A 13,938-nucleotide genomic window follows, 5' to 3' on the forward strand; every position below is an offset into this window, starting at 1 on the left:
ACCGTGGGTGAATTATTACCACCATCTGTTGATGATGCAGAATATCAAAGATTAATCGAAGCAGGACGAGTGCTATTTGCTCAAGAGGCAAAATTCTTTTTTGGTGCCCAGCGTCTCAATCAATTAGAACCAGCAACTTTACCAGAGGTTGCTTTTGCTGGGCGTTCCAATGTTGGAAAGTCCAGCCTGATTAACGCCCTTACTGGTCGGAAAATGTTGGCCAGAGCATCATCTGAACCAGGTCGTACTAAACAACTTAATTTTTTCAATATTGGTGAAAAATTAGTTTTTGTTGATATGCCTGGCTATGGGTTTGCCAAAGCATCTAAGGATGTAAAAAGCGATTGGCAGAAAATGATGTTTGCGTTTCTTCGTGGCAGACCAACATTGTTGCGAGTCATGTTGTTGCTGGATGCCCGTATTGAGCTTAAACAGAGCGATCATAATATTATGGATTTATTAGATCGTGCTGCGGTAACTTTTCAAATTGTGCTTACCAAAGCAGATCAACTATCTGCTGCACAATTAGAAAAGAAGAAAAATGAAATTTTCGAAGTGATGAAAACACATACGGCTGCTTATCCTTTTATTCGAGTCACCAGCAGCCAAAAAAATATTGGTATTGAAGATTTGAGAGCAGATCTAGTAAGGTTAATTCAAGATTAAATCAATCTTACGCGATAATTAGGATTTTAATATTATGACCAAACAAAAATCATTAGATTCTGTAAAAAAGGCTGCTCAAGAGGCGCATGAACAAGCCAGTGTGCTTGCACGTGCTTTACCTTATTTGCGACGTTATACAGGGGATACGATTGTTGTCAAATATGGTGGTCATGCAATGGTTGATAATGGTCTGTCCAATGCGTTTGGGAATGATATTGCTTTATTAAAACAAGTTGGGATTAATCCAATTGTTGTGCATGGGGGTGGACCACAAATTAACGCAGTATTAAAACGTATGGATGTTGAAACTACTTTTGTTGATGGGTTGCGTGTTACCAATGCGGCTATTATCGATGTGATTGAAATGGTTTTGGCTGGGACCGTTAATAAACAAGTCGCCACGTTGATTAATCAAGCGGGTGCTTTGGCTGTTGGTATTTCAGGCAAAGATGGTGGGTTAATCGAAGCACAAAAATTGATGAAGCATGTTTGGGATGATTCAATAAAAAGAGAGCGCACCATTGATCTAGGATTGGTTGGGTATCCTGTGCGGATTGACCCCAGGGTTTTATATGCACTGTCAGGATCTGGTTTAATTCCAGTGGTTGCACCGATTGGTATGGATAAACAAGGGCAAACTTATAACATCAATGCTGATATCTCTGCGGGTGCGATTGCGGGTGCTGTGCGTGCCTCCAGATTATTCATGTTGACCGACGTTCCTGGTGTTTTAGATGCAGATGGCAATTTAATTCCTGAGTTAACCGAGGAAGAAGCCAAAGAAGCAATTGCGACAGGTATGATTTCTGGTGGAATGATCCCAAAAATTGAAACATGTCTTGAAGCTGTTAAAGCAGGTGCACAAGCTGCGGTGATTATGGATGGTCGTGTTCCTCATGCATGTTTATTAGAGTTATTCACCGAAGGGGGATCAGGTACAATTATTCGTCCTAATCGCTCTTAAACATTATTTGAATATTATTATATTATAGGGAAAGAAAAAATGGCAGATCATTCAATATTACAAGCAGAAATTGAGAAATTATGGGAAGATCGCACGAATATTTCCCCTGCAACCTCAGGTTCAGCTCGTGATGCAGTGGAAAAAGCTTTATCCATGTTGGATTCAGGTGAGTTGCGTGTGGCAACGCCCGGTAACTCAGGTTGGACAATTAATGAATGGTTAAAAAAGGCTGTTTTATTGTCTTTTCGTTTATATGATAATGATGGCATGAAACCTGATGCTGGCGTTCCTGCTTATGATAAAGTGCCATTAAAATTTGCAAATTGGAGCAATGCTGAGTTTGCACAGGCAGGGTTCCGTGCAGTTCCTGGTTCTATTGTTCGCCGTTCTGCTTTTATTGCCTCTAATGTTATTTTAATGCCTAGCTTTGTAAATGTTGGTGCGTATGTTGACAGTGGCACGATGGTTGATACATGGGTAACGATTGGCAGTTGTGCGCAAATTGGTAAAAACTGTCATATCAGTGGTGGTGTTGGTATTGGTGGCGTGTTGGAACCTTTACAAGCAGCTCCTGTGATTATTGAAGATGATTGCTTTATCGGCGCACGTTGTGAAGTTGCTGAAGGTGTTGTGGTTGAAAAAGGCAGTGTATTATCTATGGGTGTATTTTTGGGTGCATCAACCAAGATTATTGATCGTACAACGGGTGAAGTATTTATGGGACGTGTGCCTGCATATTCTGTGGTTGTTCCTGGCACATTGCCTCCTAAACAAGCAACCAGTGAAACAGGAAATCCATTGCCAGGGTTGGCTTGTGCAGTGATTATTAAACGTGTTGACGAACGTACTCGTTCAAAAACATCCATTAATGATTTGCTAAGAAGCTAATTTTAAAAGAAAATAAAAGGGGTAATCATATTATGAGCGATCCAGTTTCCTTATTACAAGAACTGATCCGTTGTCCATCGGTTACCCCACAAGATGCTGGTGCACAAGATGTTTTAAAGGCACGATTAAAAAAATTAGGATTTGAGATTTTTGATCTGCCTTATGGGGAAGGTCAAGATCGTATTCTTAATTTCTTTGCACGATACGGCACAGGGCATCCTCACTTTTGTTTTGCAGGGCATACCGATGTTGTTCCTGCGGGAAAAAGTAATTGGGATAATGATCCTTTTTCTGCTGAAATTATTGACGATATCATCTACGGGCGTGGTGCTTGTGATATGAAAGGTGGCATTGCTGCCTTTATATCGGCTGTCGAAGATTTTTTATCTAAACAAAATAATTTTTCTGGTTCTTTGAGTTTTTTAATTACAGGGGATGAAGAGGGTCCTGGAATTAATGGCACGGTTAAAGTATTGGAATGGATGCAAACGCATCATCATATTCCTGATTTTTGTTTAGTAGGTGAACCAACATCTGCACAAATCTTGGGGGATGTGATTAAAATCGGTCGTCGAGGCAGTTTAAATGCGGTAATTGAAGTTGAAGGAACGCAAGGACATGTTGCGTATCCGCATCTAGCTGATAACCCTATTCATAAATTAATGATGATTTTGACATCGTTAACACAACCCGTGTTGGATAATGGTAATGAGTGGTTTCAACCATCTTCTGTGCAAGTGACTTCTATTGATGTTGGTAATGTCGTTACGAATTTAATTCCAGCCACTGCGACGGCGCGTATTAATATTCGTTTTAATAATTTACATACAGGCACGGCTTTAAAAGGTTGGATTGCTACACAATGTCATCGTGTTGCAGAACATTGTAAGATTGATGTGGCCATTTCTGGTGAGGCTTTTTTTACTGATCCTGGTAAAGAAGTCAGCGCTCTTTGTGAAGCCATTCATAAGGTTAATCAGGTAAAACCTCGTTTAGATACGGGTGGAGGCACTTCTGATGCTCGATTTATTTCACAATATTGTGCTGTTGCAGAATTTGGTCTCGTTGGACAGACCATGCATAAAGTCAATGAGGCTGTATCGATCCAGGATTTAAAGCAATTAAGTATGATTTATTTGAGTGTCATAGATATATTATTTAATAAATAATCAGAACTAGAACAAAGTATGAGGGTAAAAGTGAAAAGCACTATTCGTGGAATGTTTATGTTAGGGAGAGGGAAACGTGAAGGAATTCATGAATTTTCCAATAGCTCTGATTCTGTTTTAAGTGCTTTGGCTCCTTGGATTGCATTGGCAGTTGCTGTTAATCTTTTACCAATATTGATGATGCGCTTCAAAGATATACATGCAGTTTCAATCAGTATCTCTATGTTCTTGGTCAAGATTTGCTGCTTGCTTGTCACTGTTGGAGTTATTCATTTTTTTGCAAGTTTATGGAACAATGAAGTCAATTGGAAACAAACGGTTGTTGCCATTTTATGGTGCTTTTGGGTTCCGATTTTAGATTTCTTTTTGTTTTTTATCATTGCTGGACTCTTATTTTCTGGGTTGCCTAATATTTTTATGGCTTTATTTGGGTTGGCCAGCGTTTTATATATAGCTTACAGTGTTTGGCTCAGCTGGTTTGTGATTAAGGTTGGTCTACAAACAACCGCCTCAAGATCGATTGCAATTGTGGTCAGTCTGATTATATCTAGTACGGTTATTTATAGTATTTTTGTTGCGTGTAATTATTCATACATGGCGCAAATGGCTCAAGAATTACAGCAACAAATTGAGCAAGCTAAGTCTCATTAATAAATGGATCGGTTGGATAAATGACTTCGGTCAGAAATAATCCAGATGCAGGTGCTGTGATGCCAGCAGCTCTACGATCTTTTGCCTGAAGGATTGTATAAGCTTGATCTTCTGACCAATGACCGTCACCGATCATTTTGAGTGTTCCAACCATATTTCTGACTTGATGGTGTAAAAAAGAACGGGCTTCTGGTTCAAAATAAATCAAATCGTCTTTTTGATAAATCTCAAAACGATCAAGTTTACGAATGGGTGAGTTCGCTTGGCACGCGGTTGCTCTGTAAGATGTAAAATCATGCAGCCCAAGTAAGCGTTGAGCGGCTCTATACATCTTGCCGACATCTAATGGTTTACGCACATGCCAAACATAATTCACATTCAAAGCAGGTCTGCTGTGACGGTTGAGAATAATATACTGATATTTACGCTGTGTGGCAGTGAACCGTGCATTCCATTCCAAATTAACTTGAGCTGCTTGTAAAATGGCTATGGCATGGGGTTTCATATAATGATTTAACCCATCACATATTTTTTTTGCATTTAACGGCATAGAAGCTGGAAAATCTAAATGGGCAACTTGTCCCAGTGCATGAACGCCAGAATCAGTCCGTCCTGCGGTGATAGAGCTGACTTTAAATTGGTTGTTACATAATTTTTCAGCGGCTTCTTCAAGGATTTGTTGAACGGATAAGCCACTTTTTTGGCGTTGCCAGCCGACGAGTTCTGTGCCGTCATATTCGATTTTGACAGCCCATCGTTGAATATCGATTGTCATTATAGCCCTAGAATTGTACCAGAATTAAGCGTATTGCCCCTGAGGAAATCTTGCACAGACATGGCTTTTTTACCAGCGAGTTGCACTTCTAATAATTCTATTCTGTTATGATCGCCACAAGTGACCAACAAGCGATTTGACGTTTGAGTAACAGTTCCTGCCATAGCCGAGCTTTTATCTTGGCTGGGTGTTGCTTTGGTAACTTTAAGTAAGCTACCATCAAATTTGGTATAAGTCCCTGGCCAAGGAGTTAATGCACGTATTTGTTGATCTATTTCTTTGGCGCTTAAATTCCAATCAATTTTTCCATCTTCTTTGGTTAATTGACGGGCATATATCATGCCTTTTTCAGGTTGAGGCGTTGCAATCAAAGAAGGGTTCGTAGCAAGATTATTTAAAGTTTGTACGATCAATTTTCCCCCTAAAGCAGAAAGATCATCATGTAAAGATTGGGCTGTTGTTTGCGCAGTAATAGGAAGGGAATCTTCTAGGTAAACATCCCCAGTATCCAACCCAACATCCATTTTCATGATGCTGACCCCTGATTGTTCATCCCCAGCCCAGATTGCGCTTTGAATAGGGGATGCACCACGCCAACGAGGTAAAAGGCTAGCATGGATATTTAAGCATCCTAGTCTAGGTGTCGTTAGCATTTCAAAAGGAAGGATAAGACCATAAGCAGCAACCACTGCCACATCAAGATTCAATGCTTTGAATTTTTCAAATTCTTCAGGTTGTTTTTTTAACTTAAGAGGCGCATAGACAGGAATGTTTAACGCTTCGGCTGCTTGTTGCACGGCACAAGGGCGGATTTTACGTCCTCTGCCTGCGGGGCGTGCAGGTTGACAATAAACAGCAACAATTTCATGGTCTGCTTGATGTAAAGCATGCAAAGCAGGAACCGCAAAATCAGGTGTTCCCATAAAGGCTATACGCATTTTATATTCCTAAAGGCAGATAGTATAAATTAACGATGTTTTCTTTGTTCTTTAACGACTTTACGCATAATCATATTACGTTTCAGAGAAGAAATATGATCAATAAATAAAACGCCGTCTAAATGATCTGTTTCATGTTGAATACATCTGGCCAGTAAATCATCTGCTTCGATTTCTTGTTGCTTTCCATCCAAATCCATATAGCGTAGTTTAATTTTTTCTGGACGAATAACTTCAGAATATTGTTCAGGAACAGACAAACAGCCTTCTTTGGCTTCGGAACACTCTTCTGATTCTTCGATAATTTCTGGATTCAGAATGATATATTGTTCTTTTTCGTCTTCTTGTTTGGCGAGATCCATAATAAAGAACCGCAGTCCAATGCCGACTTGGGGTGCAGCAAGCCCAATGCCGTTGGCATCATACATGGTATCAAACATGATGGGGATAGTTTTTCGTACTTCTTCAAGGTCTTTTTGTTCAACCAATCTTGCTTTTTTACGTAAGAAAGGATCTGTTGCGACTAAAATAGGTAGAATTTTAGGCGTATTTGGTTCGGTGCTCATGTTTGGTTTTATGCCGTTATAATTAATGTTTGTTAAGTTTTTATATAGAACATAACTCTGATATTACAATATTTTGTCGTGATGATAAATCATAATTTTGCAGGATATGCTTGCATATCTCAGTATTTTTCTCATATTATATATAATAGTAAGTGCCATTGTGGGCTTATTTTAGTTTATGTCTCGCTCATAAAAAAGGAGGAGGCTTTCATGTCAGGAAGGCTTTTTACATCGCCTATGTTCCTGGGCTTTGACCATTTGGAACAAATTTTGGAACGTGCGGCTAAATCCACATCTGATGGATATCCGCCGTATAATATTGAACAACTTGATTCTTCAAGCCTGCGTATCACGTTGGCAGTTGCTGGTTTTATGATGGAAGATTTGCAAATCACCCAAGAGGATAACCAGCTGGTCATACGAGGAAGACAGTGCGAAGATACAACGCAGGAACGTGTTTTTTTATATAGAGGAATTGCTGCACGACAATTTCAACGCGCTTTTGTATTAGCAGAAGGGATCGAAGTCGAAAGTGCATGGCTTGATAACGGGTTATTGCATATTGATATTCGTCGCCCTCAACCTGAAATGAAAGTCAGACGTATTGAAATTATACAAAACTCAGCTGCTCGTAAAAAGACAGCGCCTAAAGTTCCTGCTTATAAAGGACATTTCACCGACGGGAATCGTTCCGAACGTTCTGGTTTAGAACGCAATATCCAAACGATTGAAAAAGATAGATAAAATTCTTTGATCGTATTAGGCTAAAAGTCTTGAATAATTTTTAATATCATTGATGAAAAGGATCATGAACATGAATGATCGAACTGTAAATGATAAAACCAAGCTAAGTGCAACCAGAGACGATGACAACACTGTTGACATTCGTGATTTGACCGAGGGACAACTTAAAGCATTGGGGGTCAGTCAAATGGCATATGTTAAAATAGTCATTATTAATGGTGAAGAAGTATTCGCCATTCATGCTGCCGATGGGACGCCCATGGCTGTGGCAGATAATGCGAAAACTGCGTTTGCTGCAATTGTTCAGCATGAAATGATGCCAAGCTTTGTGAATTAGCTATTATTTATTTACAAGAATATAAAAAAGGAGGATTTTAACATCCTCCTTTTTTCTTTAATTTTGATTTTTCCCTGAGTCAAGCCAGACAACTTGTCCATCGATATGTCGATATATCACATTGATGCGGCTGTTTTCAGAGTTTTTAAACATCAATACTGGGCGTTCGGATAAATCAAGATGCATGATTGCTTCATAAACAGTAAGTGTATCAATTTCAGTTGCTTTTTCTGTGATAATGCGTTCTTTGATGGCTTGTTCAAGTTGTTCTTGGTGTGTGTTTTCTTGTTCTTCTACTTCTTGATCTGGACGGATAATATATTGACGTCCTTCAACAAATTCATTATAAGCAGCTTTTTTCCCACGACGACTTAATAAACGACTTTTATATCGGCGCAACCGTTTGGTGATATGTTGAATAGCACTTTCAAAGGCAGCTTGGACTTCTGTTGCTGTACCTTCACTGCGAATAGATAAATCGCGGGACGCATGGACATGAATTTGACAGATATAAGAGGCGGGTAGCTTGCTAAAAGTCACAGAGACATCGATAATGTTATCAAAATATTTTTGAGTGGTTTTCTCTATCGTATCTTCAATTTTTTCATGGAACCATTCAGGGATTTCTATTTTTTTTCCAAAAATTGATATCTTCATTCGTAATCTCCATTTTATTTACTTATAAGGATGTCTCTTATGGAATAGATAAAACATCTTATAGATTTAGGTTAACGACCTCTTTCTTTTTGTGCAACATCGATTTTAAAATGATAGAAATATATTTTAAATATAACCATTTGTGATGGATTTTATATGATATTAATGATAAAATTCGCTTTGTTTTCTAAAGGCTATTGCGGCACGTAAACGGTTTTTTTGATATGTTTTAAAAAGATTGTAATGGTAAAAGTCATAATAACAAGCAATGCCCAAGAACCCCATTTTCCCGTATGCACCATGGACCATGAGGTAATTTGGTTGGGATATTTCCAAATGCCAAAGAATGTACTGATATTCTCTGCCAACCAAATGAAAAAACCGATTAAAATAAAGGCCAGTAACAAAGGCATTTTGCGTTCACGATCATAAGGGGTAAAGACAACGGTGCTTCTTGCGTATAATCCCAGAAGAGTTGCTGCAATATACCAACGATAGTCGCCTAAAAAATGATGTGTAAAAAAATTAATGTAAATTAACAAAGAAACTATCACAGCAAATATATATGGGGGATGGTGATAGATTTTGACATCCAGTAGCCTCCATGCTTGGATGATATAACTGCCAATCGCTGCATACATAAATCCAGAGAATAATGGCACATTCAGAATTTTAGTATATGCAAAATCTGGATAGCTCCATGAATGGATGTTCGCCGATGTTTTAAAGATTTCTAAAATAAAACCAACAATGTGAAATAGCATAACCGCTTTAAGCTCATCCCACGTTTCCAGTTTGCTATAGACCATCCATAATTGAATTGTAATGGCAGTAATAAATAAGACATCATAACGTGGAACAATCCAAATACCATTTTTGGGGACGATAAAGATAGAAAGAAAAAATAGCCCTACAAATAAACAAGAACGTGCCTCTTTAATACCAAAGAATAGGAACTCGACGCAAAAACGTTTCCATCCATGAAGATTGGGCAGATAAGGCGGATTAATAAGAAATTGATCTAGTTTTTGTAACATTTGTGTAAGGTCTGAGTAAGGTGCTTATAAACTATTTCAAATTTGCTGTATTAAATATCGTGCTAATGACCACGCTATTATTATGTTGTGATTTGAGTAGTAGCATGTTGATATATGTTGTAATATTACATAGAGAATTTTTCACCCAAATAAACACGACGAACATCTTCATGAGCAACGACCTCTGAAGGAACACCCTCCATAAGCAATTGTCCACTATTCATAATATAAGCACGATCGATAATTTCTAAAGTTTCTCTAACGTTATGATCTGTAATCAGCACGCCAATACCGCGATCTTTAAGATGGGAAACGAGATCACGAATTTCTCCCACTGCAATGGGATCAATTCCAGCTAATGGTTCATCTAATAAAATATAATTTGGATCACTGGCTAAGGCTCTGGCAATTTCCAAACGACGACGTTCACCACCCGATAAAGACAGAGAGGGGGAGCGACGTAAATGACTAATCCCAAATTCAGCCAGTAATCCATCCAATGTTTCTTGTCTTTTTGTATAGTTAGGTTCAACGACTTCTAAAACCGCCATAATATTTTGCTCAACATTTAACCCACGAAAAATACTGGCTTCTTGAGGAAGATATCCGATCCCAAGGCGGGCCCTACGATACATGGGTAATTTGGTAATGTCTGCGCCATCAAGTTTAATAGAACCCATATCAGGTTGCACAAGACCGACAATCATATAAAAGCTGGTGGTCTTACCCGCGCCATTTGGTCCTAGTAATCCAACAGCTTCCCCACGATGAACCCGTAATGATACATTTTGAACAACGGAACGCTTTTTATAGGTTTTTCCAATATTGGTAGCAACTAATCCTTCGTTGTCTGTTGGTTGAGTAACGTAGTGGGTTGGTTTACTAGAATCAGTATTCATAATGGTAAATTACCTTGTATAAAAGCAGTAACGTAAATCTTAATTATTTAGGTTGATTATTGGATTCATTAGGAACCACCAATCCCTGAACACGTCGTCCAGGAGATTCAGTCATATGGGCAATGCCTGTTTTCATATTAATGATCGCGGCATTCCCGTTTAACTGGTTCGCCCCCCTAGTAATATGAACATTCCCAACAACACGAGCAATGCCAGTATCCGGCACGTAAACGCCACGATCGCCTCGAACAGTTTCAGTTTGTGTTCTGACAACAACATTGCCAAAAGCATTCACTTTTTCAAGTTTGCTGGATCGGGTCATATCATCATTGTTATTCATAGGAGCATTTTTCTCTTTTGGATCTTTATCATCGGTGGGCTTGCTGTATCCTACTAATACATCAGCGGTGATACGACGACCATCTTTAAGGTTTGTCACCGATGCGTCACCACGCCCAACAGACATACGGGTTTGAGAGTGATATTCCATAGCATCTTTGGCAGTCATTAAGTTTTGAGGCGTTGTTAGCTTCATATTTTTACCTGTTAACACCAATGTTGCTTGGTCGATATCATAAACCGCTTTATCTCCCCACGCTTGATCTGTATTGGTATAAATATGCACGTGACCATACGCATTTAAACGATAGATTTCATTTGAACCAGAATCATTTTGCGTCATATCACCAGATTTTTGCCCAGCATCGCCTTCGGTTTTGGGTTGTTTATTATCATCCGTCCCTGCTTTTTTACGATATAACGCAACCAAACGATCCGCAGTCACGGTAACATTTCCCCTGACAGCTTTGGCTTGGTCGTAAGCGGTGACTGATTTATTATTTTGATTCCAATCAAATCCACCCAAAGCAGTGACCGTAATTTGTCCCCCATGGGATAAATCGATATTTTGAGCCAACACAGGTGAAAGGTTAAATACCCCCACACCCATCAATGATGTAAAAGTCAAAAATAAAGTTTGTTTCATATTCATGGGGATTGTTCCGACGTTTTAGAAGGTTGCGAAGGAGAAGGGGAAGAGTTTTTATCATCATTTAAAATAAGGCGTCCAGGTCCTTTGAATTGGGCAATATTGGTATGCATATCTAAAAAATATGCTTGTGCATCCAATTGACCAAAAGGACCTTCGGCGTGTACCCAATCATTTGCCGTTATGACAGATTCTTTTAAAGCTACATCAGCAATATTACTGTACATAAACAAACCATCGTCACGATATAACACAACATTATCGTATAAATTCAAATCTTGTTCATGTTGCATATAAATACCATTATTGGCTGTGACCATCAGCCAATCATTATTTTGTAATAAAATATCTGCTTTTGGATAACTAAGGCGAATCATATTGCTATTGTTGGAATTTTGAATAACTTTGCTCGACGTAATCGTATAAGGGCGATCAGAGGAATCAACACCGTGGAAAGTAGCCCCAACCATTGTTCCACTTTCGACCTTAATATGTGATAATTCGTTCACAACTGCTTTATTCGTATTGATGAAACGATCAATTTCTGGCCATATGGCAATCGATCCCAACAACAGCAAAGCAAGTGCTGGCAGCACCCATTTAGTCCACTTAATAAGCCTCTTTCTTCGCAGAATGTCCTTTTCATTTGGCACTTGTCGTCTTGTGATCGCCGTGTTCGCACGTTGTTTCAAGTATTTTTGCTTGTCTTGAAAGTCAGTTCTTTCAATATGTGCGGATGGATTAGGATTGGATTGATCTTGTTTCTTTTCGGTCATGCTATTCCTGCACGTAAAAGATCGTGAATATGTAAGACACCAGTAGGTTGTTGCTGATGATTGGTAACAAATAAACAAGTTATGGGATGGTTATTATTATTCATTAATCTCAAAGCTTCTGCGGCTAACATATCCTCATGAACCGTCATTGGATTGGTATTCATGACATCTTGGGCGGTTAAGCTGCGGATGTCTTTGTCTAGTGTTCTGCGTAAATCACCATCTGTAATTAAACCCACTAATAATCTTTCTTTAGAGATAATACCAATACACCCTAATGCTTTTTTTGTCATTTCCATAATAGCCTCCAAAATAGGCATATCAGGTGATCCCAAAGGAATTTCTTGGTTTGTGTGCATCAGGTCACGCACAGCTTTTAGCTTACTGCCTAAACGTCCTCCTGGATGATATACGCCAAAATCAGATGCTGTAAAATGACGTTTTTTTAAGAGTGTAATTGCCAACGCATCCCCAAGGGCTAATTGCATGATTGTGCTCGTTGTGGGTGCTAATCCATAAGGGCATGCTTCTTTGGACTTTGGCAAAGCCATGGAAATATTCGCTGCTTTAGCAAGGGTAGATTGCGCATTAGTAGAGATTGCAATTAAGAAAATATCAAATCGTTTAGTGTGTGAGATGATGCTGGCAAGCTCCGCCGTTTCACCAGAGGCAGAAATTGCAATGACTACATCCCCAGGTTGGATCATTCCTAAATCACCATGGGCAGCCTCAGCAGGGTGTACGAAAAAAGAAGCCGTTCCAGTAGAGGCAAGGGTTGCTTGTATTTTTTTTGCAATATGTCCTGATTTTCCAATTCCTGTTAAGACAACTCGCCCTTGGAGTGTAGAAATTTTTTTAACTGTTTGATGAAAGGCTGTTGATAGAATTGTATTTTTTTCTAATGAATCAATAAGCTCTTGAATGCCTTGTTTTTCAATTAGCAAGGTTTCGCAAGCACTAAGAATATCATCATTAGATGTAGGGATCATTTATTTCTGTACTTAAAAAAACGAAAGGGTCAAATAATATGGATACTATATAAAACAGTTGTGAACTACGATCAATTATATCTTTTAATAACTGCGATGCTGAAAGATATCAGGCTCTTCATACCCTAAAATATCTAAATCAGCACGGGTCGGTAGAAAAGAGAAGCAAGATTGCGCAAGTTCAAGACGATTTTCACGGATCAGAAGCTGTTCTAATGCATTCCATAGTTGGTGTAAATATAACACATCAGATGCAGCATAGACAAGTTGTTCTGGGGTCAGAGTCAACGCCCCCCAATCAGAGCTTTGTTGTTGTTTGCAAAGTTCAATTTTTAAAATATCACGACATAACGCAGCCAGACCATGTTTATCAGTAAATGTTCTGACCAGTTTTGCAGCTATTTTTGTACAAATGACGGAATGTAATTTAATATTTAAAGAATGTTGCAAAATACCCACATCAAATCTAGCAAAATGCATTATTTTAGTCACAGAAGGAGAGGTCAGAATTTTTACAAGGTTCGGACAAGCTGTAAATCCTGTGCCCCCTAAATATTCTGGAACAAATTGTACCAGGTGCACTTGACCGTCCCCGCTAGAGAGTTGTACTAGGCATAAACGATCACGGTAATGATTCAAACCCATAGCTTCTGTATCAATAGCGACAATTGATCCCAGATCCAGTGCATCTGGCAAATCATGCTGATAAAGATGAATATAGTCAGGGGTTGATGGTTCGCTTACAGCCATAAAAAATTCCAATGAAATGATTAAACGTGTCTATTATATAATACGTGTTGAATAAAATATAAATATTTTTTATACTTATTTTTTCCGCCAGACCTTAATTATGTGCGCAGATTGCACCGATTAGCAAAGAGAATGGGACACAGA

17 protein-coding genes are annotated in these 13,938 nt (G+C 38.8%); 7 read left to right on the plus strand and 10 right to left on the minus strand.

Annotated elements, in window-relative coordinates:
• Positions 1 to 3 precede the first annotated feature (3 nt).
• From yihA to QJV33_RS09975, 5 genes are read left to right on the plus strand one after another with little or no spacing between them, the layout of a single operon-like run.
• Positions 4 to 666, plus strand: coding sequence for a ribosome biogenesis GTP-binding protein YihA/YsxC (gene yihA / locus QJV33_RS09955; RefSeq protein ID WP_281463179.1), 663 nt, complete (start codon positions 4 to 6; stop codon positions 664 to 666).
• 34 nt (positions 667 to 700) lie between these two features.
• Complete coding sequence (gene argB, locus QJV33_RS09960) at positions 701 to 1,630, plus strand: acetylglutamate kinase (protein ID WP_281463180.1); 930 nt, start codon at positions 701 to 703, stop codon at positions 1,628 to 1,630.
• 39 nt (positions 1,631 to 1,669) lie between these two features.
• Positions 1,670 to 2,518 (plus strand): 2,3,4,5-tetrahydropyridine-2,6-dicarboxylate N-succinyltransferase, encoded by an 849-nt coding sequence (dapD, locus tag QJV33_RS09965; RefSeq protein WP_281463181.1) that lies wholly within the window; start codon positions 1,670 to 1,672, stop codon positions 2,516 to 2,518.
• Positions 2,519 to 2,550: 32 nt separating this feature from the next.
• Positions 2,551 to 3,687 (plus strand): succinyl-diaminopimelate desuccinylase, encoded by a 1,137-nt coding sequence (dapE, locus tag QJV33_RS09970; protein ID WP_281463182.1) that lies wholly within the window; start codon positions 2,551 to 2,553, stop codon positions 3,685 to 3,687.
• 30 nt (positions 3,688 to 3,717) lie between these two features.
• Positions 3,718 to 4,338 (plus strand): hypothetical protein, encoded by a 621-nt coding sequence (locus tag QJV33_RS09975; protein WP_281463183.1) that lies wholly within the window; start codon positions 3,718 to 3,720, stop codon positions 4,336 to 4,338.
• Here QJV33_RS09975 and truA read toward each other — a convergent pair.
• The 3 genes from truA to def are packed head-to-tail and all read right to left on the minus strand — an operon-like array spanning position 4,325 to position 6,617.
• The gene (truA, locus tag QJV33_RS09980) at positions 4,325 to 5,113 is read right to left on the minus strand and encodes a tRNA pseudouridine(38-40) synthase TruA (RefSeq protein ID WP_281463184.1); all 789 of its coding nucleotides are present in this window, start codon (positions 5,111 to 5,113) and stop codon (positions 4,325 to 4,327) included. The genes QJV33_RS09975 and truA overlap by 14 nt on opposite strands.
• Entirely contained in the window at positions 5,113 to 6,051 is a 939-nt protein-coding gene (fmt, locus tag QJV33_RS09985; RefSeq protein ID WP_281463185.1) for a methionyl-tRNA formyltransferase, read from the minus strand. The genes truA and fmt overlap by 1 nt, the downstream gene beginning before the upstream one ends.
• Positions 6,052 to 6,080: 29 nt before the next feature.
• Entirely contained in the window at positions 6,081 to 6,617 is a 537-nt protein-coding gene (gene def, locus QJV33_RS09990; protein ID WP_281463186.1) for a peptide deformylase, read from the minus strand.
• Between the two features lie 210 nt (positions 6,618 to 6,827).
• On the opposite strand from def, the gene QJV33_RS09995 reads away from it, so the two are divergent.
• Both QJV33_RS09995 and QJV33_RS10000 read left to right on the plus strand, forming a co-directional pair.
• Entirely contained in the window at positions 6,828 to 7,361 is a 534-nt protein-coding gene (locus tag QJV33_RS09995) for an Hsp20 family protein (protein WP_281463187.1), read from the plus strand.
• A gap of 70 nt (positions 7,362 to 7,431) precedes the next feature.
• Positions 7,432 to 7,698, plus strand: a complete 267-nt coding sequence (locus tag QJV33_RS10000; RefSeq protein WP_281463188.1) for a DUF1150 family protein — start codon at positions 7,432 to 7,434, stop codon at positions 7,696 to 7,698.
• A gap of 57 nt (positions 7,699 to 7,755) precedes the next feature.
• Here QJV33_RS10000 and hpf read toward each other — a convergent pair whose 3' ends face one another.
• The 7 genes from hpf to QJV33_RS10035 all read right to left on the minus strand — a co-directional run bounded on the left by hpf (position 7,756) and on the right by QJV33_RS10035 (position 13,794).
• The gene (gene hpf, locus QJV33_RS10005; protein ID WP_281463189.1) at positions 7,756 to 8,355 is read right to left on the minus strand and encodes a ribosome hibernation-promoting factor, HPF/YfiA family; all 600 of its coding nucleotides are present in this window, start codon (positions 8,353 to 8,355) and stop codon (positions 7,756 to 7,758) included.
• 194 nt (positions 8,356 to 8,549) lie between these two features.
• Positions 8,550 to 9,392 carry a DUF817 domain-containing protein gene (locus QJV33_RS10010; protein ID WP_281463190.1) on the minus strand — a complete coding sequence of 281 codons (843 nt, stop codon included), beginning with the start codon at positions 9,390 to 9,392 and terminating at the stop codon, positions 8,550 to 8,552.
• A 125-nt stretch (positions 9,393 to 9,517) separates the two neighbouring features.
• On the minus strand, positions 9,518 to 10,291 hold the full coding sequence (gene lptB, locus QJV33_RS10015) for an LPS export ABC transporter ATP-binding protein (protein ID WP_281463191.1): 774 nt from the start codon (positions 10,289 to 10,291) through the stop codon (positions 9,518 to 9,520).
• Positions 10,292 to 10,334: 43 nt separating this feature from the next.
• On the minus strand, positions 10,335 to 11,240 hold the full coding sequence (locus QJV33_RS10020; RefSeq protein ID WP_281463421.1) for an LptA/OstA family protein: 906 nt from the start codon (positions 11,238 to 11,240) through the stop codon (positions 10,335 to 10,337).
• 38 nt (positions 11,241 to 11,278) lie between these two features.
• Positions 11,279 to 12,055 carry an LPS export ABC transporter periplasmic protein LptC gene (lptC, locus tag QJV33_RS10025; protein ID WP_281463192.1) on the minus strand — a complete coding sequence of 259 codons (777 nt, stop codon included), beginning with the start codon at positions 12,053 to 12,055 and terminating at the stop codon, positions 11,279 to 11,281.
• Positions 12,052 to 13,044, minus strand: a complete 993-nt coding sequence (locus tag QJV33_RS10030) for a KpsF/GutQ family sugar-phosphate isomerase (RefSeq protein ID WP_281463193.1) — start codon at positions 13,042 to 13,044, stop codon at positions 12,052 to 12,054. Before QJV33_RS10030 ends, lptC begins: the two co-directional genes overlap by 4 nt.
• A gap of 84 nt (positions 13,045 to 13,128) precedes the next feature.
• Positions 13,129 to 13,794, minus strand: coding sequence for a ribonuclease D (locus tag QJV33_RS10035; protein WP_281463194.1), 666 nt, complete (start codon positions 13,792 to 13,794; stop codon positions 13,129 to 13,131).
• Positions 13,795 to 13,938: the final 144 nt, after the last annotated feature.

Source organism: Commensalibacter nepenthis, assembly GCF_029953305.1.
Taxonomy (GTDB): domain Bacteria; phylum Pseudomonadota; class Alphaproteobacteria; order Acetobacterales; family Acetobacteraceae; genus Commensalibacter; species Commensalibacter nepenthis.

Excerpts from the sequence above, each read along its gene's own strand:
- QJV33_RS09995 (WP_281463187.1), top strand. The coding sequence starts at position 6,828 with ATGTCAGGAAGGCTTTTTACATCGCCTATGTTCCTGGGCTTTGACCAT.
- hpf (WP_281463189.1), bottom strand. The coding sequence starts at position 8,355 with ATGAAGATATCAATTTTTGGAAAAAAAATAGAAATCCCTGAATGGTTC.
- fmt (WP_281463185.1), bottom strand. The coding sequence starts at position 6,051 with ATGCGTATAGCCTTTATGGGAACACCTGATTTTGCGGTTCCTGCTTTG.
- lptB (WP_281463191.1), bottom strand. The coding sequence starts at position 10,291 with ATGAATACTGATTCTAGTAAACCAACCCACTACGTTACTCAACCAACA.
- QJV33_RS10035 (WP_281463194.1), bottom strand. The coding sequence starts at position 13,794 with ATGGCTGTAAGCGAACCATCAACCCCTGACTATATTCATCTTTATCAG.
- dapE (WP_281463182.1), top strand. The coding sequence starts at position 2,551 with ATGAGCGATCCAGTTTCCTTATTACAAGAACTGATCCGTTGTCCATCG.
- argB (WP_281463180.1), top strand. The coding sequence starts at position 701 with ATGACCAAACAAAAATCATTAGATTCTGTAAAAAAGGCTGCTCAAGAG.
- lptC (WP_281463192.1), bottom strand. The coding sequence starts at position 12,055 with ATGACCGAAAAGAAACAAGATCAATCCAATCCTAATCCATCCGCACAT.
- dapD (WP_281463181.1), top strand. The coding sequence starts at position 1,670 with ATGGCAGATCATTCAATATTACAAGCAGAAATTGAGAAATTATGGGAA.
- QJV33_RS10020 (WP_281463421.1), bottom strand. The coding sequence starts at position 11,240 with ATGGGTGTGGGGGTATTTAACCTTTCACCTGTGTTGGCTCAAAATATC.
- QJV33_RS10030 (WP_281463193.1), bottom strand. The coding sequence starts at position 13,044 with ATGATCCCTACATCTAATGATGATATTCTTAGTGCTTGCGAAACCTTG.
- truA (WP_281463184.1), bottom strand. The coding sequence starts at position 5,113 with ATGACAATCGATATTCAACGATGGGCTGTCAAAATCGAATATGACGGC.
- def (WP_281463186.1), bottom strand. The coding sequence starts at position 6,617 with ATGAGCACCGAACCAAATACGCCTAAAATTCTACCTATTTTAGTCGCA.
- QJV33_RS10000 (WP_281463188.1), top strand. The coding sequence starts at position 7,432 with ATGAATGATCGAACTGTAAATGATAAAACCAAGCTAAGTGCAACCAGA.
- QJV33_RS10010 (WP_281463190.1), bottom strand. The coding sequence starts at position 9,392 with ATGTTACAAAAACTAGATCAATTTCTTATTAATCCGCCTTATCTGCCC.